We start from the raw sequence: 22,719 nt of genomic DNA on the forward strand, positions 1-22,719 counted from the left end.
CGTCAATGGCCCGGGCGCGACACAGACACCTTGATTGATAGCAAATACGAGGATGGTTGCGTGACGGATGTAGCGGCCAAGACAGCAGAGATAGAGATCGTGCCGGTCAGCGACAAGCGCGGGCGGGCGGCTTTCGTTGATCTCGGGCGCGCTTTTTCGGATCGTCTGGACCATTTCGTCCCGCAGATCCGCTCCGAACAGATCGAACTGGTCGATCCGGCCAAGAACCCGTTCTTCGGCCATGCGCGCATGCAGCTGTTCATGGCGCACCGCCACGGCAAGCCGGTGGGGCGGATTGCGGCGCATATCGACGAACTCGCGCTCGCCATGCCGGCCGAGCAGGGGTTTGGCCCCGGCACTGGCTTCTTCGGCTATTTCGATGCCGAGGACGAAGATGTTGCCCACGCCCTGTTGACCACGGCCGAGGCATGGTTGGCCGAGCGGGGCATGACCCGCGTGCTCGGCCCGATCTCGCTGTCGATCTGGGAGGAACCGGGCTTGCTGGTCCGTGGGCAGGATCACGCGCCGATGCTGCTGATGGGGCACCACCCGGCACATTATGCGGGGTGGATCGAGGCAGCGGGCTTTACCCGTGCCAAGACGCTCTACACCTATGATCTGGACATCACCCGCCCTTTCCCTCCGCTGGTGCAGCGCATCGTGCAATCGGGACACAAGAACGCGCGGATCACGATCCGGCGGGTGCGCAAGAACGACTGGGACCGCGAGGTGGCGACCATCCTCGGCATCCTCAATGATGCGTGGTCGGACAATTGGGGCTTTGTCCCCTTCACCCCCGCCGAGGTCGCCTATGCGGGCAAGAAGCTGCGCCCGCTGATCTTCGAAGAGCTGAACATGATCGCCGAGCTCGACGGACGCCCGGTCGCTTTCATGCTGACCTGGCCCGATATCAATGCCGCGCTGGCCAAGATCAGAGGCAAGCTGTTCCCGTTCGGCTGGATCACCATGCTGCGCTGGCTGCGCCATCCCAAGGGCGCAGGGATGCGGGTGCCCCTGATGGGAGTGCTGAAGGAGCTCCACAATTCCCGGCTCGCAAGCCAGCTTGCCTTCATGATGATCGAGGACATCCGCCAGCAGGCGAATACCAAGTTCGCCTCTACCCGCGGAGAGATCGGCTGGATCCTTGAAGACAATCAAGGGATGCTGGCGATTGCCGACACCATCAACAGCGCGATCAACCGCGAATATGTGATCTACGAGCGGAAGCTTTTTTGATTTAGGGCCACCGTCGCTGGCGCAGACCACCCGCCCCACCTCCCCGCCCGGCCACCATAACATAGTGGTACTATTGGTGGCCGGGCGGGAAGGTGGGGCGGGTGGTCTGCATCGCGCGCCAGCGCGATACATAGAAAAAAGGCCTCCGTTGCAAAACAACGGAGGCCTTTCGGGATCGTATCACCAGCCGCTTGGACGGGAGGGGGGTCTCGGCGGTGACAATGGGATAATGATCGTCCAGTATTCCGGTTCCCGTACCCCGCAAAATTTTTTTGCCGTAACGGAAAGGCGATGCAAATCGCGATAATTCAAAGGCTTGCCGGATAAGCGCGACGGCGCTGCGGGGAACCGCTATGGGCCTTGGTCGATTGATCCAAACATATCCATGCGAAAGGTGCCTCATGTCTCTCGGAAGCCAGATCGCGGCCAACTTGCCCTTCCTGCGCCGCTATGCTCGTGCGCTGACGGGATCGCAGGCGAGCGGGGATGCCTTCGTGCGCGAGATGCTCGAAGCCGTGCTCGCCGATGAGGCGCTGATGGCCAGCCTCGCCGGAGGGCGCGTGCCGCTCTACCGCGCGTTCAGCAAGGTCTGGGCGAGCGCTTCGGGCCCGGAAGCGACCGGCACCGCGGCGAGCGAGCACGAGGCCGGGGCGCAGGCGCGGCTGGGCGTGATCACGCCGCCCGCGCGTCAGGCGCTGCTGCTGACCACGCTGGAAGATTTCACCACGGCCGAAGCCGCCGCGATCCTTGACCGCTCGCCCGAAGAGGTGACGGAGATGGTCGCGCAGGCCATCGCCGATATCGAACGCGAGCAGACCACATCGGTCCTGATCATCGAGGATGAGCCGCTGATCGCGATGCAGCTCGAAGACCTCGTCACCAGTCTGGGCCACACCGTCAGCGGCACCGCCGCGACGCGCACGCAGGCGCGCGCTGCGGTGGACGCGGCGATGCCGGGGCTGGTGCTGGCCGATATCCAGCTGGCCGATGGCTCGTCCGGTCTGGATGCGGTGGACGATATCCTTTCGGTGGGGTCGATGCCGGTGATCTTCATCACCGCCTACCCCGAGCGCCTGCTGACCGGCGACCGGCCCGAGCCGACCTATCTGGTCACCAAGCCCTTCCAGGAGGCCACGGTGCGCGCGGCGATCAGTCAGGCGCTGTTCTTCGGGAGCACGCGGCCTTTGTGACCTTTAGCCCCTTCCCCTTGGGGAAGGGGTTGGGGATGGGGGTTCGACATCTCGTAGGGCAGAGCCCCCACCCCTCAGCCCCTCCCCGAGGGGAGGGGAGATAACGGGTCACGGCTTCCTCACCCGCCGTTCCCCGTCCTTCTCGCGGATGCGGAAATCCGCCGGGCGGCGCACGGGGACGCGCAGCACGCAGCGCACGCCAGTGGGCGCAAAGTCGAGCGTCACTGGCTGGCGTAATTCGTGCGCGACGACCTTTTCGATCAGTTCGGTGCCGAACCCGCGGCGGCGCTCGGTTGCGACGAACGGCCCGCCGGTTTCCTGCCACTCGACCTCGGCCCAGCCGGCTTCCCCGCTCTGATCCTCTCCGCGGTGCCAGCGGATGGTGACTTGCCCGCCGGGGACACTGAGCGCGCCATACTTCGCCGCATTGGTCGCCAATTCGTGAACCGCGAGGCCGAAGGACAGCGCATCATTCGGCGCCAGCTCCAGCTCCGGCCCTTCGAGCAGGATCGTATCGTCCAGCACGCTGCGGAAGTGCTGCAATTCCGCCTCGATCACGGCGCGGATCGGGGTGGTGCCCCAGTCCGTCACGGTCAGCAGGTCATGCGTCGCGGACAGCGCGCGGATCCGGCCTTCGAGGCTGTCGGCGAAGTCATCCAGCCCGCTCGCCCGCCTCCGGGTCAGCGACAGGATCGACAGCACATTGGCCAGAGTGTTCTTGACCCGATGATTGAGTTCGCGGGTCAGCGAATTGCGGATCGAGTGCTGCTCTTCGAAGAAGGCGAGGCGCGCCTGATCCTCGAACGCTTGCTGCGTCAGGAGCCTTGCGAGCAGCATCAGCAGGCTCGCCAGCGCCAGCCCGAAGATCAGCGTGACCATCGACAGGGGTGAGAGCACCTGCGCATTGCCGCCTTCGATCACCAGCATCAGCTTGCGGTCGGCGATGGTGACTTCCTGTTCGACCGTTTCCTTGGCCGCGTCGCTGATCGACTGGGCGACCAGCAGGTGCCCGGTGCTGACCTCGCCGTCATAGAGCCGCACGCCGAACTGGCCCTGCCCCTGCCGGTCAATCGCCGCATCGAGAAATTCGCGCGCGCGGAACGGGGTGTAAACGAAGCCCGCCAGTCCGCGCTCACCCGGTCGGCTCATGCGGAACACCGGCATGTAGATCGCAAAGGCGGGCGCGGTGCCGCTGGTTTCCTGCCGCAGCACGATCCGGCCCGATGCGGCGGGGCGCAGGGTCAGCTCGGCCTCGGCCATGGCGGCGGCGCGGGCCGGGTCGGAATACATGTCATAGCCCAGCGCGCGGCGGTTATGCGGCGCGGCCGGAGCAAACATCGCCACCGGTGCCACCCGCCCGGTGCGGCTGGTGGGGGCCGGGAAGATATCGGGATAGGCCGGCTGGCTGGCGCGGGTCTCAGCAAGGAACGCCGGCAGGTCGCGGGCCTCCAGCACCGGGATCCAGCCGATGCCTTCTGCGCCCGAATATTCGGTATTGAGCTTCAGCGCGCGCACGAAATTGTCGAAGGTCTCGGGGCTGACATCCTCAAGGCTGGAGAACAGCGCCGCGCCTGCCCTGAGGTATGAGGTGAACGCGCTCCCGCTACGATCAAGCGCGGCGGCGACGCCTTGGGCATATTCGCGCATCAGCGCACGTTCGCGGGCGCGCGCGTTGCTTTCGATCGCGAAGACGCTGAGCGCGGTGATCGCGGCCAGCGCAAGGAAGATCATCAGCGGGATCGCGCGCGGATAGAGCACCAGCCAACGCCGCGCCCGGCTCGACGAAGTCGGCGGCGGCGGGACGGTGGAAACAAGCTCCGGGCTGAGATTGAGCGGGTCGATGGCGTGCAATCCTGTCCGAGCAGCGGCGCAAAGCGGGACGCTGAGGTCGCAGCCGGAACCAAACTGGTAGCGCATCGTTCCCGAATCGTCCAAACTCGCAAGCGTGCCAAAGCGGTGGCCATCGTGGTATGGTCAGCCAACAGGGCGGCGAAATCGGCTCCGCAGTGGGGCCGGGACGACGGGATCAGGGACACACCACAGCATCATGGCCGCGAATTTCAATCAGGGTGGCAGCAATGGCAGGGGCGACGACGGCGCCCGGCAGCGCCCGCCCGAATGGGCCGACGGGCTGAAGCAGCTGTATGATTCGGTCGTCGAAGAGGCTTTGCCCGATAGTTTCAAGGATCTGCTCGACCGGCTCGACGCAAAGGACCCGGCCCGCGGGAAGGGTGCAGCGCGCGATGGCCGGGACACCAGCCAATGAGCGATGGGCCAGCGAGCGATGAACGCCAGCCGGGCGGCAGCCTTTCGGCCTTCGACAAGGCCAGTTTCAAGCGTGAGCTGACCGAGGTCGTTCCCCATCTGCGCGCCTTTGCGAGGGGCCTGTGCGGCCGGCCCGATCTTGCGGACGATCTGGTGCAGGAAACCTTGCTCAAGGCATGGGCGGCGCAGGACCGGTTCGAGCCTGGCACCTCGATGCGCGCCTGGACGTTCGTGATCCTGCGCAACGCCTACCTTACCGATATGCGCCGCAACCGCTTCCGCGGCGAGTATGATGAAGGCGTAGCCGAACGCATCCTGACCGCACCTGCGGGACAGGAGGAACCGATCCACCTCTCCGACCTCCACCGCGCGCTGCTGACGCTCCCGGCGGAGCGGCGCGAAGCGCTGTTGCTGGTGGGTGCGGGAGGCTTTTCCTACGAGGAGGCCGCGGCGATCTGCGGCTGCGCCGTCGGCACGATCAAGAGCCGCGTGGGCCGTGCGCGGGCGGCGCTGACCGAAATGCTGGCGAATGGCAGCATCCCGCGCCGGTCGAGCGATGATGATGTCGCCCACGCCGCGATCCTCGAAGAGCTGGACGAGGTCGCAGCGGGCAACGGGGTCAGTTCGCGGCCTTGATTCCCCCGCCCCGGACTTGATCCGGGGCCCAGCTAGCGTCTCTCCTCGCTGTCACCAAAAGGTAGCGGGGTCCCGGGTCAAGCCCGGGACGGGGACAAGAAAAGGCCCGGTAGCGCCAAGCGCCCCGGGCCTTCCTTATTCACGAACCCAAGAAAATCAGGCGTAAGTCCACACCGTGCCGCGCGCGAGGTTTTCGCTGGCGAAGGCCCAGTTGAGCTTGTTCTCGACCACGGCGTCCAGATAGGCGGGGCGCTTGTTCTGGTGATCGAGGTAATAGGCGTGCTCCCACACGTCGAGCACCAGCAGCGGGTTGAAGTCGCTGTCGGCCAGCGTGTCGGCATCGTGAGTTTCCTCGATGCTGAGCTTGCCGTCCTTTTCAGCCAGCCAAACCCAGCCCGACGCGAAGTGGCCAACGCCGCGATCCTTGAGCTTCTGCTTCAGCTCGTCGACCGAGCCGAACGCCGCTTCGATCCCGGCGACCAGTTCGGCCGAAGGCTCGGTCGTGGCAGGTGCCATCGAGTGCCAGTAGAACGCGTGGTTCCAGGTCTGGGCCGAGTTGTTGAACAGACCCTTGTCGCTGCCACGCGATGCAGCGACGATTTCTTCGAGCGACTTGTCGGCATGGGCCGTGCCTTCGATCGCGGCGTTCATCTTGTCGACATAGGTCTGGTGATGCTTGCCGTGGTGGAACGACAGCGTCTCGGCCGAAATCGCCGGGTCGAGCGCGTCAGCGGGATAGGGCAGCGGGGAAAGTGCGAAAGCCATGGGTGTCCTCCAGAAGGCGGGGTTGAAATTACTCTGTATCGGTAACGCAGATGTGGGCGAAGGGTTGCAGCTTCAAGTCGTTGCTGTCTCGGACGACGCAGCAGCGCGGTCAACTGCGCTTGTGACAGCCACATTCATCGTGACATTGCCCAAGGTGCGCATCAGATCGGGCAGCATTTCAACCGCGACCAGCAGCGCGAGCGGCTCGACCGGCACGCCCATCGCCAGCGCAATCGGGCCGATCGAGACGACAAAGCTGATGGATCCGGGCAGGCTGACAGCAGACAGGCTGATGACGCTGGCAATCAGGATGCCCGCCACCGCCACGGTCGGCGAAACCTCCACGCCCGCCAGCGCGGCGATGTAATAGACCACCGCGAGGTTCATCGCCGCACTGGTGGCGCGGAAGATCACCACGGCGAGCGGCAGGACGAATTCAGCGGTCGATGCGCGCAGGCTCAACCGTCCCGCCGAATCGAGCATCGCCGGCAGGCTGGCGAGCGAGCTTTGGGTCGACAGCGCCACGGCTTGGGCAGGCAGCACGGCTGTGGCAAAGCGCGCGCCCGTCCGCCCCAGCCCGATGGCGATGCCATAGGCGAGCGCCAGAATGAAGGTGCCCATCGCCGTCACGGTCAGCACATAGTGCCCCAGTGCCGCGAATGCCCCACCCCCGCTCTGCACGCCGACGCCGTAGGCCAGCGCGAATACGCCGATGGGCGCGATCCCCAACACCCAGCCGATGATCAGCAGCATGACATTGCCGAGCGCATGGAAGAACCCCAGCAGCCGCTCACCCTGATCTTCGGGCAAGCGGGTGATCGCGACCGCAAACATCACGAAGAACAGCGTCAGCGGCAGCATCGCGGTCTCGGCCGCGGCGGCGATGATATTGGGCGAGACGAGCGAGGCCATGAAGTCGAGCACGCCGGGGACTTCCCCCACGCTCTCCGGCGTTCTGGCAAGAAACGCGCCTGCGCCCTGCGGCACCGGGAAGGCGCGCAGCAGCGCCGGCATGGCAATCGAGGTGAAGGCCCCGCCCGTCAGCTGCACCGCGACCATGATCGCCAGCATCCTCCGCGCCACCGTCCCGACGCGCGCGGCCATGATCATCTGCACCAGCCCCAGCACCAGCAGCGCCGCCACCAGCGGGATGATCGTCATTTGCAAGGCGCGCAGCCACAGCCCGCCGATCAGCGCGGCGATATCGGTCAGCGCGGTCGGCGCGCCCATCGCTCCCCCGACGATCCCCGCCAGCAGGCCGCCCACCAGCGCAGCGAAGGTCAAGGCCACCGGCAAGCGGATCGAAACCAGCGCGAATTTCCCCTGCCCGCCTGAACCGGGTGCCGCGTTTTCACTTTCGAGCAATGCCATATCCCTTAAACGAGCGCCCCGCCCTTCCCTTTGGCCGATAACCGCGCCAGAAGCGCGAGACAATCTTGCTGAAGCGGGGACGGGACTTTCATGGCACGCAAGCTGTTCGGGACGGACGGGATCAGAGGCCGCACCAATGCCGGCGTAATGACCGCGGCGACCGCGATGAAGGTCGGGCAGGCGGCCGGACGTCACTTTGTGCGCGGCGGGCACCGGCACCGGGTGGTGATCGGCAAGGACACCCGGCTGTCGGGCTATATGATGGAGAGCGCGCTCGTGGCGGGCTTCACCTCGGTCGGGATCGACGTGATCATGACCGGACCGCTCCCCACCCCGGCCATCGCGCTGCTGACGCGGGAGATGCGCGCGGATCTGGGCGTGATGATCTCGGCCAGCCACAACCTGTTCGCCGATAACGGCATCAAACTGTTCGGCCCTGACGGCTTCAAGCTGTCGGACGAGGCCGAGGCGGAAATCGAGCGCTTGATGGAGACCGACATCCCGCTTGCCCCTGCCGAACGCATCGGCCGTGCGCGCCGGATCGAGGATGCGCGCGGGCGCTATATCCACGCGGTCAAGCAATCGGTCGCATCCGATATCCGCTTCGATGGCCTGAAAGTGGTGGTGGATTGCGCCAATGGCGCGGCCTATCAGGTGGCCCCTTCCGCAATCTGGGAACTGGGGGCCGAGGTGATCGCCTTGGGCGTCACCCCCAACGGCATCAACATCAACGACGGCGTCGGCTCCACCGCCATTGCCGCGCTGCAAGCCAAGGTGGTCGAGGAAGGCGCGGATATCGGCATTGCGCTGGACGGCGATGCCGACCGGCTGATCGTGGTCGACGAGAAAGGCCGCGCGGTCGATGGTGACCAGATCATGGCGCTGATCGCCGGGCGAATGCAGGACAAGGGCCTGCTGCGCGGCGGCGGGATCGTGGCGACAGTGATGAGCAATCTCGGCCTCGAACGCTATCTGGCGGGCCGGGGCCTTACCCTCGAACGCGCCAAGGTGGGGGACCGCTACGTGCTCGAAGCGATGAAGGCGGGCGGGTTCAATGTCGGCGGCGAGCAATCGGGCCACATGATCCTGCTCGACCATGGCACCACCGGCGACGGCACGGTCGCCGCGCTGCGCGTGCTGGCGAGCCTCGTGCGCTCGGGCAAGCCCGCCAGCGAAGTGCTGCATGTGTTCGACCCCGTGCCGCAATTGCTCAAGAACGTGCGCTACGAGGGCGGCAAGCCGCTCGACAATCCGCAGGTGAAGGCCGTGATCGCCGAGGCGGAAGCCGCGCTGGCGGGCAAGGGCCGCCTGGTTATCCGTCCCTCGGGCACCGAACCGGTGATCCGCGTCATGGCCGAGGGTGACGACCGCGCGCAGGTCGAACAGGTGGTGGACGCCATCTGCGAAGCCGTGCACGCGGCGGGATAGGTTTCGCCCCTTGTTCCGTTCGTGCTCAGCTTGTCGAAGCACCGTTCTTCCGTCATCGCTTCGCAGGAAGAGGAAAACGGCCCTTCGACAAGCGCTGGGCGAACGGGAACAGGACTAACAAGAATGCTCGAAATGCGCCCCGATTGCGAAATGTGCGGCGTCGGCCTGCCCGCCGAGGCGGCAGGCGCCTTCATCTGCTCCTTCGAGTGCACCTATTGCGCCGAATGCGCGGAAGACCTCGACGACCGCTGTCCCAATTGCGGCGGCGAGCTGGTCGACCGCCCGACGCGCGCCAAGGCGCTCCACGCGAAATACCCGCCGAGCACCGAGCGCAAGTACAAGGGCTGAGACGGCGCAAAGCGGACAAAGCGGACACCGTGTCCGCTTATGCAGCATTGATTTATTGCAGCACTTTCAATAGTCTAGTCGCATTTCACGCAAGCGGACGGACAGGGAAACCGGGCCTTGTTTCGCCCGACCGGTTTCCAACGGCCTCGCAGGCCGTGCATGACAATGGGAAAGAGCCGGGCCGATCCTACGGCCCCCGAGCCGTGTAGGAAATGTCCACGGTGGCTGGCTGCCAGCCGAAATCTGCCGTTCGGCTATCGACCCCATTGATGTCATTCTGCAAGTGTCAGAAACTAAGTCGATGCCGTTCTACCGCTTCATGATTCACGGTCGTGACCCCCGCTATCCGGACGACGTCCGCGGCTTCTTCACAACCCGCCATGCGTATGCTGCCACAAAGGAGAAGGCGGCAGAGAAGGTCCTTTTACGACTAACAAAGGAGTTCACGACGGGTGTATCGGCTGGGATCTGGAACAGCGATGCTCCGAAATTGACCGTTCAGGATGCCTGGCGGATCGGTATCCATCAACTCCTCTCGGCACCAAACAGGGGCAGCACCTTATACGGTCCCTGAGACGGCAGCTAACCAAGCTTTTCAGACAAAAGCTGGCCAACAGCAAGCAACCCTTTGCGGACGTCGCGCTTGTTCCGTATCGAACGACAATGACGCGAACCATCACAGATTTCGACAAGTCGCTCGAAGAACTCACAGGACTAATCGAAGGTGATCCTGCTGAAGCGCCTACGCCGCTTGTCGAGTGGATCATGCGGTCTTGGAAGAAGCCCCTATCCAGCCTCACGGATGAAGAAATCGGGCGGCTTGTCGTGCAGGGGTATGGCATGCCCTACATCCTTGATCTCGTTTGGGTAAAGCTACAACGCGATCCACTGTTCGAAGGAAGTTACTATCCAGGCGATGTGCTCTCAAACCTGATCCGCTGGGAGAAAGAGAACTGGAAAGATAGACCAGAATATGAGGCGGAGCTGAAAAGCCTTTACAAACGCGCAATTCAGCGACCGAAAGAGGAAAAGGACAGCTTTCTGGAAAGCTTAGGTCTTCCCACTGATGATAGCCTCTCGAATTGATAACACGGCCGAAATTTACCCATTAGCAGTCGTTCGCCGCGATCAGCCACGAGCCCGGCAGCCGTCAAGCAGTTATCGCTTCATCTGAGTCGAAAGTGGACCTTCTGCAAGCGAACCCGTTGCTGCCATCGGACATTGATGCGACAACAACACGATGGTCTACGTTGCGGCTTTGGCAGTTATCGCTCTAAGCGCGGGAGGCACATTCTTGGCGGGAAACAAGGACTGGCCGGCGGAAGTGCAAGCGGTCGCAAAAAAGTGCGGAATACCGTCAGAAAACTTGCAGTTCGTTGACGGGTCTGTTCGCTGGATCGCGCCCGAGGCGAGCTCCTTCGAACAAGCGAAATGCGTTTTCGACGAGCTCAAGACTCGCGGCGTTCCGATGAAGCAGGGCTACCTTTCGAGCGGCAAATAACCACCCACTTCCCGTCATTCGCTCCGGCGCGGCGCCGTCCCGGAAGCTGCCGGTCGGGGCGCTCGCAAAAATCGTCTCGTCTGCCATGCGGGCCTGCTATGGGGGGCACATGACCTCCCCTGCACCCCCTCGCATCCTCTCGATCGCCGGTTCCGACTCCTCAGGCGGCGCGGGGATTCAGGCGGATATCAAGACCATCACCATGCTCGGCGGCTATGCCATGACGGCGATGACCGCGATTACGGCGCAGAACACGGTCGGCGTTCAGGGGATCGTCCCGCTCGCTCCGGAGATGGTGGCGCGGCAGATCGCCTCGTGCATCGACGATATCGGCGTGGACGCGATCAAGATCGGGATGCTGCACGATGCCGCCGTGATCGCCGCGGTGGCCGAGGCGCTGGCGGGGGTCGAAGCGCCCATCGTGCTTGATCCCGTGATGATCGCCACCTCGGGCGCGGCGCTGATCGCGCCCGATGCGGTGGAGGCCATGCGCACACTGCTGTTCCCGCGCGCGGCTCTGATCACCCCCAACCTCCCTGAACTCGCGCACCTCGTGGGCCGCCCGCTCACCACCCATGACGCCATGGTCGACGCTGCCGAGGATTTGGCCGAAGCGGTCGGCGCAGCGGTGCTGGCCAAGGGCGGGCATGGCGAGACCGACCGGATCCGCGACGTGCTCTATTTCCCCGCAGCGGGTGATGCAGGCGCGCGGATCGTCTCATTCGATCATGCGCGGATCGACACCCGGCACACCCACGGCACCGGCTGCACTCTGTCATCGGCGATCGCGACGCTGCTCGGCCACGGTCAGCCGCTCGAACACGCGGTCCGGCTGGCACGGCAATTCGTGATCCGCGCGATCGAAGCCGCCCCCGGCTTTGGCGCAGGCCACGGCCCGCTCGGCCATCAGGCGGTGCGCAGCCTCGCCTAGTTCGTGATCTCGTAGAAATCGCAGATGCAGGCCCAGGCCTCCTCAGCGGTTTCCACCCAGGTGAACAGGTCGAGATCGGCCTTGGAGATCACGCCTTCTTCGGCCAGCGCGTCGAAATTCACGACGCGGTTCCAGAATTCCTTGCCGAACAGGATGATCGGCATCGGCTTCATCTTGCCGGTCTGGATCAGCGTGACGAGCTCGAAGAATTCATCGAACGTCCCGAATCCGCCGGGGAACACCGCGACAGCGCGGGCGCGCAGCAGGAAGTGCATCTTGCGCAGCGCGAAGTAGTGGAACTGGAAGCTGAGATACGGCGTCACATAGGGATTGGGCGCCTGCTCGTGCGGGAGCACGATGTTGAGCCCGATCGATTCGCTGCCCGCATCAGACGCGCCGCGATTGCCCGCCTCCATGATCGAAGGCCCACCGCCAGTGGTGATGACGAATTGGCGCAAGCCGTTCTCGATGATGCCTTTCTCGCTCACGAGGCGGGCCAGCTTGTAGGCCTCGTCATAATATTTGGCCTTCTCGGCGAGGCGGGCGGCGACCTTCTGGTCATACTCATCGCCATCCTTGGCCGCGGCAATCCGTGCCTCGGCCTGCGCAGGCGAGGGGATGCGGGCCGAGCCATACATCACCAGCGTCGAGCCGACCCGCGCTTCATCGAGCAGCATTTCGGGCTTGAGCAATTCCAGCTGGAACCGCACCGGGCGCAGCTCGTCGCGCAGCAGGAAATCGGTGTCGCGGAAGGCGAGCTTGTAGGCGGGATGCGCGGTCTGGGGTGTGCGCTCAGGGCCACCTTCGGCGAAGCGGGTCTCTTCGCCCGCACGGTAGAACTTGCGGTCGGTCAGGTCTTTTTCAGTCATTGCTCAACCCCTAGTGGGGGGTGGTCGCACCCGCAATAGGCTTGGTTTGCTGGCATGTTTCCGACGCACGCCAGAGCGTTGCTTGGTCATGAAACATTCGGACGATGGGTGGCTGGATGCCCCGCAAGGATTCGAACCTTGATTGACGGAGTCAGAGTCCGCGAACGTGCTTTGTATCTATTACTTTTTGTCAGACCATGTCGCAGCCATGTTGCACAAGCGCGAAATGCGCGCGCCGAGACCTCCGCGGCATCCCTCTTGCATCTTGATGATGCTTGTATCATATGAAAGGGGTAATTCTCTCATATGGAGATTTTTGTGACTGCTTCTGGCAGCATGCTCGAACCTCAAATTCAACCAGTCGCCAACCGTGACGAGGTCTCCACGATCGTCAAGGCCATCGTGCGCGTATCAGCCGCATGGGATTTGACGAGCATGGAAGCAGCAGCGCTGTTTGATGTCCCGGTCGCAACGTGGGATCGCATGAAGGCCGATACCTTCAAGGGTCGCCTCGACCGAGATAAGGTGACGAGGGCCAGTCTCATCATCGGCATTTTCAAGGGGCTTCGATTGCTGTTCAACGGCCCTCTGACCTATGGCTGGCCGACACTCCCTAACAAGGGTACGCCTTACAACGGCAAGCGTCCGATTGATGCCATGATTGCAGGAGGCATTCCCGCAATGGTGTCGGTGCGTCAGCACATCGATGCGCTTCGGGGCGGGCTCTGAAGCATCCCTGTGGCCAAACACAAAATGACTCAATTACCGCACGGCCTCGCGTTCACAGACGTAGCGGAACCCAATACCATTAGGCTCATCAACACGGCCTACATCGATGAACCTGCAATGGCACCACTTGCCGATAGCGACCCCGAGCTCGACTACCTTGCTGAGATCGAGCGCAAGACCTCGATGAGACAGAATGAAGATATTCCTCTCCCGCCGGGAGTCGATCGGCGCGAGTTGCTGACAGAAGCCTCTGGCTATGGCTGGAGCTACGTTAACGCCGCGTTCTGCTACACGCGGCCAGATGGCAATCGTTTCAACGATGCCAATCGCGGAACTTGGTATGCCGCGTGGGACGCCGAGGCTGCGAAAACTGCAATTGAAGAGGTCTCCTTTCACCTTACTCGCGAACTGGAGAATGTAGGCGTCTTCGAGAACATCACCGACTATCGCGAGCTCGTTGCTGCCTTCATCGGTCCCTTCGTCGATCTGCGTGGCAATGACCACGAGCCGTATTTGGATCCCGATCCAGACGTTGGGCACGTAGCCGGACAGACGCTCGCCCGTGAGTTGCAAGCTGCGGACGCTAATGGTGTCCTATACCCATCGTTGCGGCGCCCAGGAGGGCTTTGCCTTGCAGCATTTCGCACAAACCTCGTCCAAAACATCCGGCAGGGGGCAACTTGGCGTTTAGAGTGGCAAGGCACACCTCGACCCACCGTGATCGCACTCTAAGTGTCAGCGGCCAACAGCGCTCGCTCGATTGCGTCCGCGTCGGAAGCATCGCGATCCCGCTCCTCGAACAGGTGACCGTAGGTATCAAACGTCACCTGAATTGAGCTGTGCCCGACGAGGGTTTGCACCCGCTTCGGATTGAGACCTTGGTCGATCCAGAGCGAGGCAGCGGCATGGCGAAAGGTATGCGCAGTGTATTTCGCAACTGCCTCTCCCTGTGCGAGCTTGGTCACTCCAGCGGCAACCAGGATGGGCTTGAGATACTTCTTGCCCATAACGTCATGCGATAGAACCTTGCCCTTAGGGCTGGGGAACACCAAGCTATCCGGGTGGCTGGGGCAAGCGATCTTCCAACTCCGTATGGTCGCCACGGCTCCTACCGGCAGCGGTATGGTTCTCACGCCCGACTCTGATTTCGGTGCGCCATGGACGCCGCCAGCGTCTGCGCGGCTCTCTACCCGCACATTGTTGTTCTTCAGATCAACTGCATTCCATCTGAGCCCTCGAACCTCTGAAGCACGCATGCCAGTGTAGATGATCAATTCGACCATAGCGCGAGCCATAAGGTCTTCGGATTTTTTGCAAGCGGCTAAGACCGCACGGAGCTCAGCCTTAGACGGAATAACCATCTTTTTGCCCTTGCGCGGAGCTTTTGGCACCTTGACCGCCAACGCTACGTTCTGACCGAGCAGCCCGCGCGCCTGCGCTTCGGTCAGGATCGCCTTGAAGCTGCGAAACACCTTCGTGGTCATTGGTCGGGAAAGCCCAGCCAGCCAACCGTCTAGCAAGCTGCGCACCTTCGGGGCAGTCAGCTGCGAGAGCTTGATGTCGCCACATACTGGCACGATGTGAAGACGGACATGTTGCTCATAGGCTGCAATGGTGGTTGGCTCGCGATCACTGGCGCGCACAGAATCCAGCCACTGGTCAGCAGCTTTGGCCACAGTGATCGAGGTGCTGTCCGGCGTGTGAACGCCTCGCCGAACCTCGGCGAGGGCATTGACGGCCCAAGCTTCAGCGTCTTTCTTCCGCTCGAACTGTTTCGAGCGGCGTTTGCCTGCTGCGTCTCGGTAATCGACTTGCCAAGCTGTGCGGGACTTACCTGATGGTGTGTTCCAAGACCGCTTACGAATGGACGACATAGTCTTCCGATCGGTCGAGCAGAGCGGTCGCGAGCTCAACGCCATCATGGCCCGTAATTCCAGCGATCGCGCGCACGAGCCTGATGAACAGGGTTCCGAAATCGATGTGCGCAGCGGACAAGCCAGTGTCCGAAGGTTGTCGGCTATTTGTGGACGACGAGATAGCCCAAGTAGGGACGCGAATTGCTTGATCACCGGGATTACCCAGAAGACGATGCACACTGCATAGAGCTGTGACGCTCGCCTCCATTGGCCAGAAACTCGCCACCAGTGCCTGCCCTAGTTCGTCACGGCAAAGCCCGTGGCCGGCAAGCAAGCCGAAACACCTGTCAGCCACGCCGTCCATGTCTTCGACTGCGGTCGCGGCGTATTCTGGCGACAAGCCAGCGTCGATCAGCGCAAGCGCAACCGACAGGTGGGTGAGCTGCTTGAAGTCGAATTTGGCGACCTTCCCCCGGCCGGTTGCGAGGCCGCTCGGACATGCGTCACGACTCTTCATAGGATCGTAGGATTAGCTCTTTCGGACGCTCGAAATCGTCGTGCGAGGCGATCGTCAGTTCGAGATCGCCGGTTCCAAAGTGGCCGATCTTGCGCACGTCACGGGCGAAGCCGTCCTTCAGCTCCACGGTGCTTGGGTCGATCTTCAGGAACAACTTCAGCTGGCCGAGGGTCGGCCGCACCTCCAGGCACACGAAGTTCTTGATGCGGCGGTAGGCAAGGTAAAACCGCGTGACCTTCTTCGTCACATCGTCACCGCGGCCCAGGAGGAAAGTCTCTACGTCGGCGAACAGCTCGGCGAGCTGGGGCGACATGTCGTTCATGTAGTCCGAGACCGTCTTGTAGCCAGATGACCCAGCTCCCGACGACTTCAGGCTGGGGATAGTCGGCTTTGTCGAGGCAGATGCCGACACAGCGGTGAGCAGTTCGAGCAGTAGCAGATCCTCGCCGAACTTGCGGTAGCGCACCAGCTCGATGTTGCGGCCCATCTGCTTGATGGCATGCTCGTCATACTTGGTGAAATCGGCTGCGATGCAGATCAGACGGGGTGCGCTCCATTCGATCTGGTCGGCCGCTTCCTTACCGTATCGATCACGCACCAGCAGCTCGAAGTCGCCGCGGTGGTCCATCAGCCAGTCGAGATAGAACAGCCCCTGATTGATGACGTTTTCGGACCGATCGCGCTTGTATTCGATGATGACCGGATAGCCGTTCTCGTCGATGCCGAGTGTGTCCATCCGCCCACCATGCGACGTCACATATTCAATGGCGAGGAAGCGCACGCCAAGGAGCGTATCGAGGTTTTTCTCGAATTGCGTTTGGAGACCCTTCTCCAAGGGGGCGGAAGAACTTTCGAGCTCCACCATCGTTGAACTGCTTGCCTGGAAAAGCTTCAGGTCACTCATCTATCTCTGCGCCCCCATCTTGGAATGCGTATTCAACGCCTTCCATCTTGTGACACTTCAACGTGAAGAAGCGCAATGCAATTCCAAAGTCCAACAGACGCGCCCATGAGCGCCACAAGAGGGGTGCTGAGAAACCTGTCGGGATCGGCGACCGGCGCGTTGCGCTACCAGCCTGTGGGCTGTAGCCCTCGGGGCAGGTACCCATCCGAGGCGTCTCACGGCGTCCACGGAGTGTCTCATAAGAGTTCGCTTGCGATTGTGAGACGCTATGCTGCGCTGACTCTAGACCCCAGCGAGACAGTGAGGCCCTGCACATGAGCATAGTCGGATACGCCCGCGTTAGCAGCAACTCCCAGAACTTAGACCTCCAGCTTGAACAGCTTGCCGCCTCGGGCTGCGAGAAGGTCTTCTCGGAAAAGATCACAGGAACCTCGCGCAATGACCGGCAAGCGCTCGCAGATTGCCTCGACTGGGTGCGGGAGGGCGACACGCTGATCGTCACGCGCCTAGACCGCCTCGCTCGGTCTGGTCGCGATTTGCACGACATCATCGCACAGCTCTCAGCCAAGAAGGTAGGGTTCCGGTGCGTTCAACAGGGAGCGGTCGATACGACCACCAGTATGGGGAAGCTCATCCTTGGCATCCTCGCTGCGGTCGCAGAATTCGAGACCGACATTCGCAAAGAACGCCAACGCGAAGGTATAGAGCGCGCCAAGGCGGCTGGTGTCTACAAAGGCCGCAAGCGCACGGTAGACGTCGATCGGGTGCGATCTCTGCGACAACAGGGTATCGGTGCAACTGACATTGCGACGCATCTGGGGATCGCACGAGCGAGCGTCTATCGAGCTCTGAGGGACGAGCTCGTCATGTTAGCATAGTCGCTGCGCTGCAAATACAAGAAGTCCTAGACCGTGCGGAAGTGCTTGACCCAGGTGCTGCCAATCAGGCGAGGTCTGGACGAGCCGCCCATCCACCGGGAATGGAACGACCGCTATTGGTTCTGTCGGTGAGTCTCGCTGATGACCGCAAGTGGGTGGATAGGCGAATGGCAGCTATCTTCGGTCACCCCTTCAACCTCAAGGTTGTGCGCGTTGCCCCTCCCGATCAGTCGGCATGATTTCGTCAGGCTTTGTCCAGGCCCGAGAGTTCAGTCATCGCCCAGCGGCTCAGTCGCGTAGGCAGGGGTCATCCAGGCCTTCGCGACATTGCTGATCTGGACCATGAGCCCGAGGATGAACAGCCCCGCCGACTCCCATTCCTCCGCGCGGTCGGGATACCACATCCCCTGATCGGCAAACGACCCCAGCAGCATGGCCCAGAACCCCGCGAGCACGCAGGGCACGAAAGCTCCGATGGCCGAAGCCTTCCAGAAAATGGCCCACTCGCGTTCGTCGCGCGGGGCCTTGCCCCGCTGCTGGTGCTCGAGGACACCCGAATAAGCGCCCGAGGAGCTCATCGCGATGAACACCAGCCAAAGGCCGCTTTGCCCTCGCGCGGTGAGGACAAGGCCCGCGATGCCGGCTGCCATGAACATGAGATTGCCGAAGATCGCGACGCGCCGAGCCATGCCACTGGCGGCATCCTGGCCTGTCACGGCCATCGCGATCCTGTCCATGACTGTAACCAAGCCGTTTTTCCCATAAGCCATCATTCGCGTCCCTTCTGCAAAGCCTGCGAGAGCGAGGGGAACGGCTCGAACGAGAACAGCAGCTCCACGCTCACACCGAACACCTCGGCGATCGATAGCGCCAGTTCGAGGCTGGGCTTGTAATCGCCGCGCTCGAGGAAGCCGATCGTCTGGGGGTTGACCCCGACGGCTTCCGCAAGCTCGCGGCGGGTCATCCCCGCATCAGCCCGAAACATGGCGATCCGATTGTGAATTTCTCTCGACATAGTTATGTGATGCATGATTCGTTGCGTTAACGCAATAAGAATGTGGATTGTGTAAATGGCGTCTACGCGGCGCTGGCCTGTGCTAGCGCACGTGTTGCCCGGGTGGCACATTCGCCCGATCAATGGGCAAGCTTGGTAGCCGACAGCCGTCCGGAATGGGGTCGGTTGCTGAAAGGCAGGATTTCTTCGTGAGCCGGGGATGGCCGCCAGACGGCTTTCGGGATGGCGCGTCGGCCCGGCTCATGGCGGCTCGTGGGTGGATTCCTAAAAGGCAGCTTCCAAATCAAGGTAATTCAATAATTTCTTAGCTTCAGCGCGTTAGGATCCGCCATCATCGCTTGAACCCTGGAGGGTGTTGATCTTGACCACACGAATACGCTTAGCCGCGAGACTTTCCGTGGTCGCCCTCGTCTCGTCGTTGGCCGCTGTGCACCCTTTGTACGGCCAGGATCTAAACGACCAAAGCGAAGGAAGAGACTCTGGTATAATTTGCCTTACGATTGCACGCGGTTGGACAGGCTCCCGCGTGGAGCGAGCGCAAATTAACGACGTGCCGATCCCGCAATCCTTCCGTGACCGCTTTTTTGGTGATCCGTGCACACGGTTCCAGCTCGTACTTGGAAGCCTCCTAGATTGGCATCTCAAGCACGGTGACGATAGGTCTGCCATCGCTGCCCTGCGCTTTCTCGAGCAAGAACTTATCGGCGGTCTGGAGCCCGATTTTGCCGAAAATTTCGAGAGGACTTGGGCAAGTGCGGCTCGCGACGCCGGAGCGCTTCTCGAACGCAGGCGACTTAAGAACCCCTCGGCAAGTGAAGAGCAGTTACGCATTGATATGACCGCTGCATTTGAGAAACTGAAGAGCATCAAGAAACTTCAGGCCGAGGCCGAGAAAATCGGTGAGGCCCAATTTATTGCAACCGAATATACGCGCGCAGCAGAATCGTTCGGTTCACGCGAACTGCTGGGTGAGGCGCGGCGGGTCCATACCTCCGCAGCTGCAGCATTGGCGTTCATCGAACAACGCGAACAACTTGGCGGCATTGAGGCTTTTTTAGCAGGGCGCACGCGACCCCAATATCTATCCGACCGGATGGACCCGCGTCTCCGAGAGATTTCATTGGCTGTGACAGAAGCATTTGTGACCAAAGAGAGCCAAGCGATACTAGCGGCCGATAACTTGACGAGACGTCTGTATCGTCCAGATGGGCGCAGCTATCCGTATCCAGACCTTCTGACATTCATTCTGGAAGCTTACGAGAGGGATGATGAAGCTTGCATAGCTAATGAGTTGAATAGCGCAGCCGGATACAAAGATCGGTGTAATGAGAATGGGTTCGAGGGTTACGCCTACGGTTTTTGGTATCAGCGTAGCCGCTTGGAATTGCTGGCTGAAAAAGTCGGTCTGTCAATTGGCTGGCTTGATGGTCCTGTCTCAATGGGTCGCACAACCCGAAAGACAATAGATCTCTTCATCCGACGCGCGTGGCATCAAGGGATGCGCTATGGGGAGAGCGCCGCTCCGTCTGAGGCAGTCCGTCTCTTGGTCTTGGCGGCCCAATTAGACGCTGATGGGATCCCCAAGACCTGCAAAGAAGAAGATCAGCAAGTCTACGACACGTTGCATAAACTCTCGTGGGCATATTTTCTTGCGAGCTCATCCGAGGAGAATAATCTTGTCAGAGAAGTCGCCCAAGCACGGATTGGGTTACAAACTATCATCGAGGAGTGCGGAGCTGTCATCTCTCAGCCAGCTTTTCAACGGGATTATCTAGTTGCGCGCGCGATTCTTGACCTCGATCCAGAGCCAAGATCTTCTCTGCAAAAATAGTCAATGTATGCCGGACTGACGAGTTGGGTCGTCCGATTGGAAGCCTTCAGGAATATATACAAACGGGCCGCGCGATGTCCGGGTTGGGGTCGTTTGCGGAAGGTCTGCTTTCGGCGCAGGTGCGGCGATAGCTGCCCGTCCGCTTTCAGGGTCGCGGCCGATCGCGGCGAATGACTGCATTTGGGTGGATTCCGGAATGGTCGCTAAAGAGATTTCAGCATCGCGACGGTTTGATCTTCTAGCTCGGCCCAAGCCTTAAATGCGCAGTCGGCCCATGCCTTGACCGCCGATACATGATTTATCTCCCCCTGGGCGAGAACGTCCTCAAGTGTGACATCGAACCGTGCGGGAGGCGGCGGCAGCGCCGGGAAGGTGCCAGCCACTAGCTTCTGCATGACAGACGGTATCCTCGAGTGTGCTTCCTTTTTGTGAAGGGACAAATAAAGGGCAGCATAGTGAATCCAGACGGATTGTCGGGCGCGTCTGTCTGAAGCATTGCCTGGATGTTGAAGTGCATAAGCGTCCACGGTCAGTCGGTGGACGGCACCAAATAGCATAGGGTTCTCATACTCGCGTGCCAGAACCCCACCATATGCGTTCCAACACCCTGGAGATGAAAGCATGTATTCGTGCGTGGGGCCTTCGACAGCCACAAAGCTACCGCCGCAAGCAAAGCACTTATCGTTCATAAGGATACCTCACCGAACCGCGCCCCCCACGCAACTACGTAATCGTTTTCAGAATGGTGGCTTCCGCTGGGAAATCCGTTGAAGCTGCATGGCGAGTATAGTCGTTGTGAACGCTGCCGCTGAGGCTGGCTTCAGGTTGCTCAAAGGTATTGCCACTGCATCACTTGCATGAGTTCTGTCACGGTGCTGTCACCTGTCCATAGTGCTGCAGCCCAACCGCATTCTCTTGCCGCTTCCACGTTTTCGATCTTGTCGTCGATGAAGAAGATCGCTGCGGGTGGGATCTGCACAGCGGCTTCAACCGCAAGGTAGAAGGCATGATCGGGCTTGGAACAGCCGAGAGAAGCAGCGTAATGCATGCCATCGAAGCTGTCTCGCAGCGCCAGACGATCCCACAGGTAGGCGGCCCGTTCATGCTCCTGGACTGTGGCCAGATGGAGCGCGAAACCTGCCTTTCGCAGGTGCTGAAGTTCCGCCAGCAAACGCTCGTCAATGTGCGCGTCGTTCTTGAACCAGTAGTCAATTAGCGCTGCGGGAGAGACCGAGGGCGCAAATTCGGCAAGGGCAAGCGCCAAGCGATCTCGCAGAGCAGCGCGTCCGTGCACGACATCATCCCAATGGCGGCGAAAAAATCCGTCATGCAACAAGGCAGGCGGGATGCCGAGGTCGTTCTCGAGATTGGCAGACCAGCCAGCTGCATCCGGGTGCGTGACGAGCACGCCATCCACATCAACCATGATCGTCTTGCGTCGCATACTTCCACCCTTACCTTCCACTCCGAAAGCACGCGAGAGCTGCCAAGGGCCGGTTTTCGAATGGCCGCTGCTGATGAACATCGGTTGAAGCTGCCCGGCAGGTGGCAAGATCGCGTTTGCTGCCTGCTGATGGCCGGCGCCGCGTGGCTAGCTGCCTTGCAGCTGATTGCCGATCACCAGTCGATATCCCGCATCATATTCACGCTGATCGCGAAGATGTCCGTGCTTGCTGTCCCACTGCCCGTTTTCCAGATTGTGCGACAATCGCGCAAGGCCTTGCTCCAGACCCTTGATCGACCAGAACGAAGAGCTGCCCAACCTGATCCGCGCGTCCAAATATGCCTCCGGTCGGCGCCAATAGGCGTACAGGAATCCGTCCGTGCAGTCATGCGGAACCAAGACCGGCTCAATCGTTACTGATCCCAGCCATTCTTCATCCTGCGACATCTGTGGCATTTGGCCTTCGTCCAGCGCCACCAGTTCGGGCAAGTAATCGGTCAACCAAGGCCGGTGCGCCGGGTCGAACGTTAGCAGCACGATAGGTCCGCGCGTCACCCTCCTTATCTCGCGCAAGCCTGCAGCTTTATCAGGCCAATGGTGGATGGTCAGAATTGCCATCGCGGCATCGAAGAACTGATCTTCGAAGGGAAGGTGCTCGGCGCTCGCCTGAATGACGGGAGCAGCCGACCGTCCTCGCTTGCGGATCATTTCCATCGACGGCTCGACAGCCGTGACTTGTCTATCCGCAGGTTCATATGACCCGGTTCCGGCTCCAACGTTCAGTACGGTCGAGGCTGTTCCCAACGCATGGTTGATCTGCCTGGCGATCCGGGGATCCGGTAATCGCAGCTGGTCATAGTTGATCCCGATCGTGTCGTAGCGCGCAGTCATCGGGCTAGGTTAGACCCATCTGCGAAGCCTCGGCGATAGTACCGGGAAGGCATTAGACGCATGACCATAACGGAGGCCCTTTCAGAACTGCAGAAATTTTTCTGAAGAAATTCA

25 protein-coding genes are annotated in these 22,719 nt (G+C 61.4%); 13 read left to right on the forward strand and 12 right to left on the reverse strand.

Features of this window, described 5'->3' with window-relative positions; genetic code table 11:
* Positions 1-30: 30 nt before the first annotated feature.
* Together ACLBKT_RS11530 and ACLBKT_RS11535 are read left to right on the forward strand one after the other, a co-directional pair.
* Positions 31-1,236, forward strand: coding sequence for an N-acetyltransferase (locus ACLBKT_RS11530; RefSeq protein WP_410183061.1), 1,206 nt, complete (start codon positions 31-33; stop codon positions 1,234-1,236).
* A gap of 401 nt (positions 1,237-1,637) precedes the next feature.
* Positions 1,638-2,426 carry a response regulator gene (locus ACLBKT_RS11535; RefSeq protein ID WP_410183062.1) on the forward strand — a complete coding sequence of 263 codons (789 nt, stop codon included), beginning with the start codon at positions 1,638-1,640 and terminating at the stop codon, positions 2,424-2,426.
* 108 nt (positions 2,427-2,534) lie between these two features.
* Here the strand turns inward: ACLBKT_RS11535 and ACLBKT_RS11540 are convergent, their stop codons facing one another.
* Positions 2,535-4,343: a CHASE domain-containing protein gene (locus tag ACLBKT_RS11540; RefSeq protein WP_410183063.1), complete on the reverse strand. Its 1,809-nt coding sequence runs from the start codon at positions 4,341-4,343 to the stop codon at positions 2,535-2,537.
* Positions 4,344-4,473: 130 nt separating this feature from the next.
* Between ACLBKT_RS11540 and ACLBKT_RS11545 the strand changes: the two genes are divergently transcribed.
* Positions 4,474-4,692 carry a NepR family anti-sigma factor gene (locus tag ACLBKT_RS11545; protein WP_410183064.1) on the forward strand — a complete coding sequence of 73 codons (219 nt, stop codon included), beginning with the start codon at positions 4,474-4,476 and terminating at the stop codon, positions 4,690-4,692.
* Positions 4,689-5,327, forward strand: a complete 639-nt coding sequence (locus ACLBKT_RS11550) for a sigma-70 family RNA polymerase sigma factor (protein WP_410183065.1) — start codon at positions 4,689-4,691, stop codon at positions 5,325-5,327. Before ACLBKT_RS11545 ends, ACLBKT_RS11550 begins: the two co-directional genes overlap by 4 nt.
* A gap of 156 nt (positions 5,328-5,483) precedes the next feature.
* Here ACLBKT_RS11550 and ACLBKT_RS11555 read toward each other — a convergent pair whose 3' ends face one another.
* Both ACLBKT_RS11555 and ACLBKT_RS11560 read right to left on the reverse strand, forming a co-directional pair.
* On the reverse strand, positions 5,484-6,092 hold the full coding sequence (locus tag ACLBKT_RS11555) for a superoxide dismutase (RefSeq protein ID WP_166547478.1): 609 nt from the start codon (positions 6,090-6,092) through the stop codon (positions 5,484-5,486).
* 72 nt (positions 6,093-6,164) lie between these two features.
* Positions 6,165-7,463, reverse strand: coding sequence for a dicarboxylate/amino acid:cation symporter (locus ACLBKT_RS11560; protein WP_410183066.1), 1,299 nt, complete (start codon positions 7,461-7,463; stop codon positions 6,165-6,167).
* A gap of 90 nt (positions 7,464-7,553) precedes the next feature.
* On the opposite strand from ACLBKT_RS11560, the gene glmM reads away from it, so the two are divergent.
* The 5 genes from glmM to thiD all read left to right on the forward strand — a co-directional run bounded on the left by glmM (position 7,554) and on the right by thiD (position 11,671).
* A complete protein-coding gene (glmM, locus tag ACLBKT_RS11565) occupies positions 7,554-8,891 on the forward strand; it encodes a phosphoglucosamine mutase (protein WP_410183067.1) in 1,338 nt (445 codons plus the stop codon).
* 123 nt (positions 8,892-9,014) lie between these two features.
* Positions 9,015-9,239: a DUF1272 domain-containing protein gene (locus ACLBKT_RS11570; RefSeq protein ID WP_410183068.1), complete on the forward strand. Its 225-nt coding sequence runs from the start codon at positions 9,015-9,017 to the stop codon at positions 9,237-9,239.
* Between the two features lie 301 nt (positions 9,240-9,540).
* Positions 9,541-9,813, forward strand: a complete 273-nt coding sequence (locus tag ACLBKT_RS11575; protein WP_410183069.1) for a hypothetical protein — start codon at positions 9,541-9,543, stop codon at positions 9,811-9,813.
* A gap of 89 nt (positions 9,814-9,902) precedes the next feature.
* Complete coding sequence (locus ACLBKT_RS11580; RefSeq protein ID WP_410183070.1) at positions 9,903-10,325, forward strand: contact-dependent growth inhibition system immunity protein; 423 nt, start codon at positions 9,903-9,905, stop codon at positions 10,323-10,325.
* A 524-nt stretch (positions 10,326-10,849) separates the two neighbouring features.
* On the forward strand, positions 10,850-11,671 hold the full coding sequence (thiD, locus tag ACLBKT_RS11585; RefSeq protein WP_410183071.1) for a bifunctional hydroxymethylpyrimidine kinase/phosphomethylpyrimidine kinase: 822 nt from the start codon (positions 10,850-10,852) through the stop codon (positions 11,669-11,671).
* Here thiD and ACLBKT_RS11590 read toward each other — a convergent pair.
* Positions 11,668-12,540: an LOG family protein gene (locus ACLBKT_RS11590; protein WP_410183072.1), complete on the reverse strand. Its 873-nt coding sequence runs from the start codon at positions 12,538-12,540 to the stop codon at positions 11,668-11,670. The two genes, thiD and ACLBKT_RS11590, sit on opposite strands and share 4 nt — an antisense overlap.
* Positions 12,541-12,846: 306 nt before the next feature.
* Here ACLBKT_RS11590 and ACLBKT_RS11595 point away from each other — a divergent pair, with 306 nt between their 5' ends.
* Together ACLBKT_RS11595 and ACLBKT_RS11600 are read left to right on the forward strand one after the other, a co-directional pair.
* A complete protein-coding gene (locus ACLBKT_RS11595) occupies positions 12,847-13,269 on the forward strand; it encodes an antitoxin Xre-like helix-turn-helix domain-containing protein (protein WP_410183073.1) in 423 nt (140 codons plus the stop codon).
* A 9-nt stretch (positions 13,270-13,278) separates the two neighbouring features.
* Positions 13,279-14,001, forward strand: a complete 723-nt coding sequence (locus ACLBKT_RS11600) for an RES family NAD+ phosphorylase (RefSeq protein WP_410183074.1) — start codon at positions 13,279-13,281, stop codon at positions 13,999-14,001.
* Here the strand turns inward: ACLBKT_RS11600 and ACLBKT_RS11605 are convergent.
* The 3 genes from ACLBKT_RS11605 to ACLBKT_RS11615 are packed head-to-tail and all read right to left on the reverse strand — an operon-like array spanning position 13,998 to position 16,546.
* On the reverse strand, positions 13,998-15,143 hold the full coding sequence (locus tag ACLBKT_RS11605) for a tyrosine-type recombinase/integrase (protein WP_410183075.1): 1,146 nt from the start codon (positions 15,141-15,143) through the stop codon (positions 13,998-14,000). The two genes, ACLBKT_RS11600 and ACLBKT_RS11605, sit on opposite strands and share 4 nt — an antisense overlap.
* The gene (locus ACLBKT_RS11610) at positions 15,127-15,642 is read right to left on the reverse strand and encodes a hypothetical protein (RefSeq protein WP_410183076.1); all 516 of its coding nucleotides are present in this window, start codon (positions 15,640-15,642) and stop codon (positions 15,127-15,129) included. Before ACLBKT_RS11610 ends, ACLBKT_RS11605 begins: the two co-directional genes overlap by 17 nt.
* On the reverse strand, positions 15,629-16,546 hold the full coding sequence (locus ACLBKT_RS11615) for a DUF5655 domain-containing protein (protein ID WP_410183077.1): 918 nt from the start codon (positions 16,544-16,546) through the stop codon (positions 15,629-15,631). The genes ACLBKT_RS11610 and ACLBKT_RS11615 overlap by 14 nt, the downstream gene beginning before the upstream one ends.
* Before the next feature lie 314 nt (positions 16,547-16,860).
* Between ACLBKT_RS11615 and ACLBKT_RS11620 the strand changes: the two genes are divergently transcribed.
* Positions 16,861-17,424 (forward strand): recombinase family protein, encoded by a 564-nt coding sequence (locus ACLBKT_RS11620; protein ID WP_410183078.1) that lies wholly within the window; start codon positions 16,861-16,863, stop codon positions 17,422-17,424.
* 269 nt (positions 17,425-17,693) lie between these two features.
* On the opposite strand, the gene ACLBKT_RS11625 is transcribed toward ACLBKT_RS11620, so the two are convergent.
* A complete protein-coding gene (locus tag ACLBKT_RS11625) occupies positions 17,694-18,161 on the reverse strand; it encodes a hypothetical protein (RefSeq protein WP_410183079.1) in 468 nt (155 codons plus the stop codon).
* Positions 18,162-18,193: 32 nt separating this feature from the next.
* Positions 18,194-18,439, reverse strand: coding sequence for a helix-turn-helix transcriptional regulator (locus tag ACLBKT_RS11630; RefSeq protein WP_410183080.1), 246 nt, complete (start codon positions 18,437-18,439; stop codon positions 18,194-18,196).
* Between the two features lie 526 nt (positions 18,440-18,965).
* On the opposite strand from ACLBKT_RS11630, the gene ACLBKT_RS11635 reads away from it, so the two are divergent.
* On the forward strand, positions 18,966-20,270 hold the full coding sequence (locus tag ACLBKT_RS11635) for a hypothetical protein (protein WP_410183081.1): 1,305 nt from the start codon (positions 18,966-18,968) through the stop codon (positions 20,268-20,270).
* Between the two features lie 203 nt (positions 20,271-20,473).
* On the opposite strand, the gene ACLBKT_RS11640 is transcribed toward ACLBKT_RS11635, so the two are convergent.
* From ACLBKT_RS11640 to ACLBKT_RS11650, 3 genes are all read right to left on the reverse strand, one after another.
* A complete protein-coding gene (locus ACLBKT_RS11640; RefSeq protein ID WP_410183082.1) occupies positions 20,474-20,959 on the reverse strand; it encodes a DUF5946 family protein in 486 nt (161 codons plus the stop codon).
* Between the two features lie 140 nt (positions 20,960-21,099).
* Positions 21,100-21,795 carry an HAD family hydrolase gene (locus ACLBKT_RS11645; protein WP_410183083.1) on the reverse strand — a complete coding sequence of 232 codons (696 nt, stop codon included), beginning with the start codon at positions 21,793-21,795 and terminating at the stop codon, positions 21,100-21,102.
* A gap of 66 nt (positions 21,796-21,861) precedes the next feature.
* Positions 21,862-22,605, reverse strand: a complete 744-nt coding sequence (locus tag ACLBKT_RS11650; protein WP_410183084.1) for a class I SAM-dependent methyltransferase — start codon at positions 22,603-22,605, stop codon at positions 21,862-21,864.
* Positions 22,606-22,719: the final 114 nt, after the last annotated feature.

Origin of the sequence: Erythrobacter sp. W302b (assembly GCF_046452395.1) — a bacterium.
In the GTDB taxonomy this organism is placed as follows: domain Bacteria; phylum Pseudomonadota; class Alphaproteobacteria; order Sphingomonadales; family Sphingomonadaceae; genus Erythrobacter.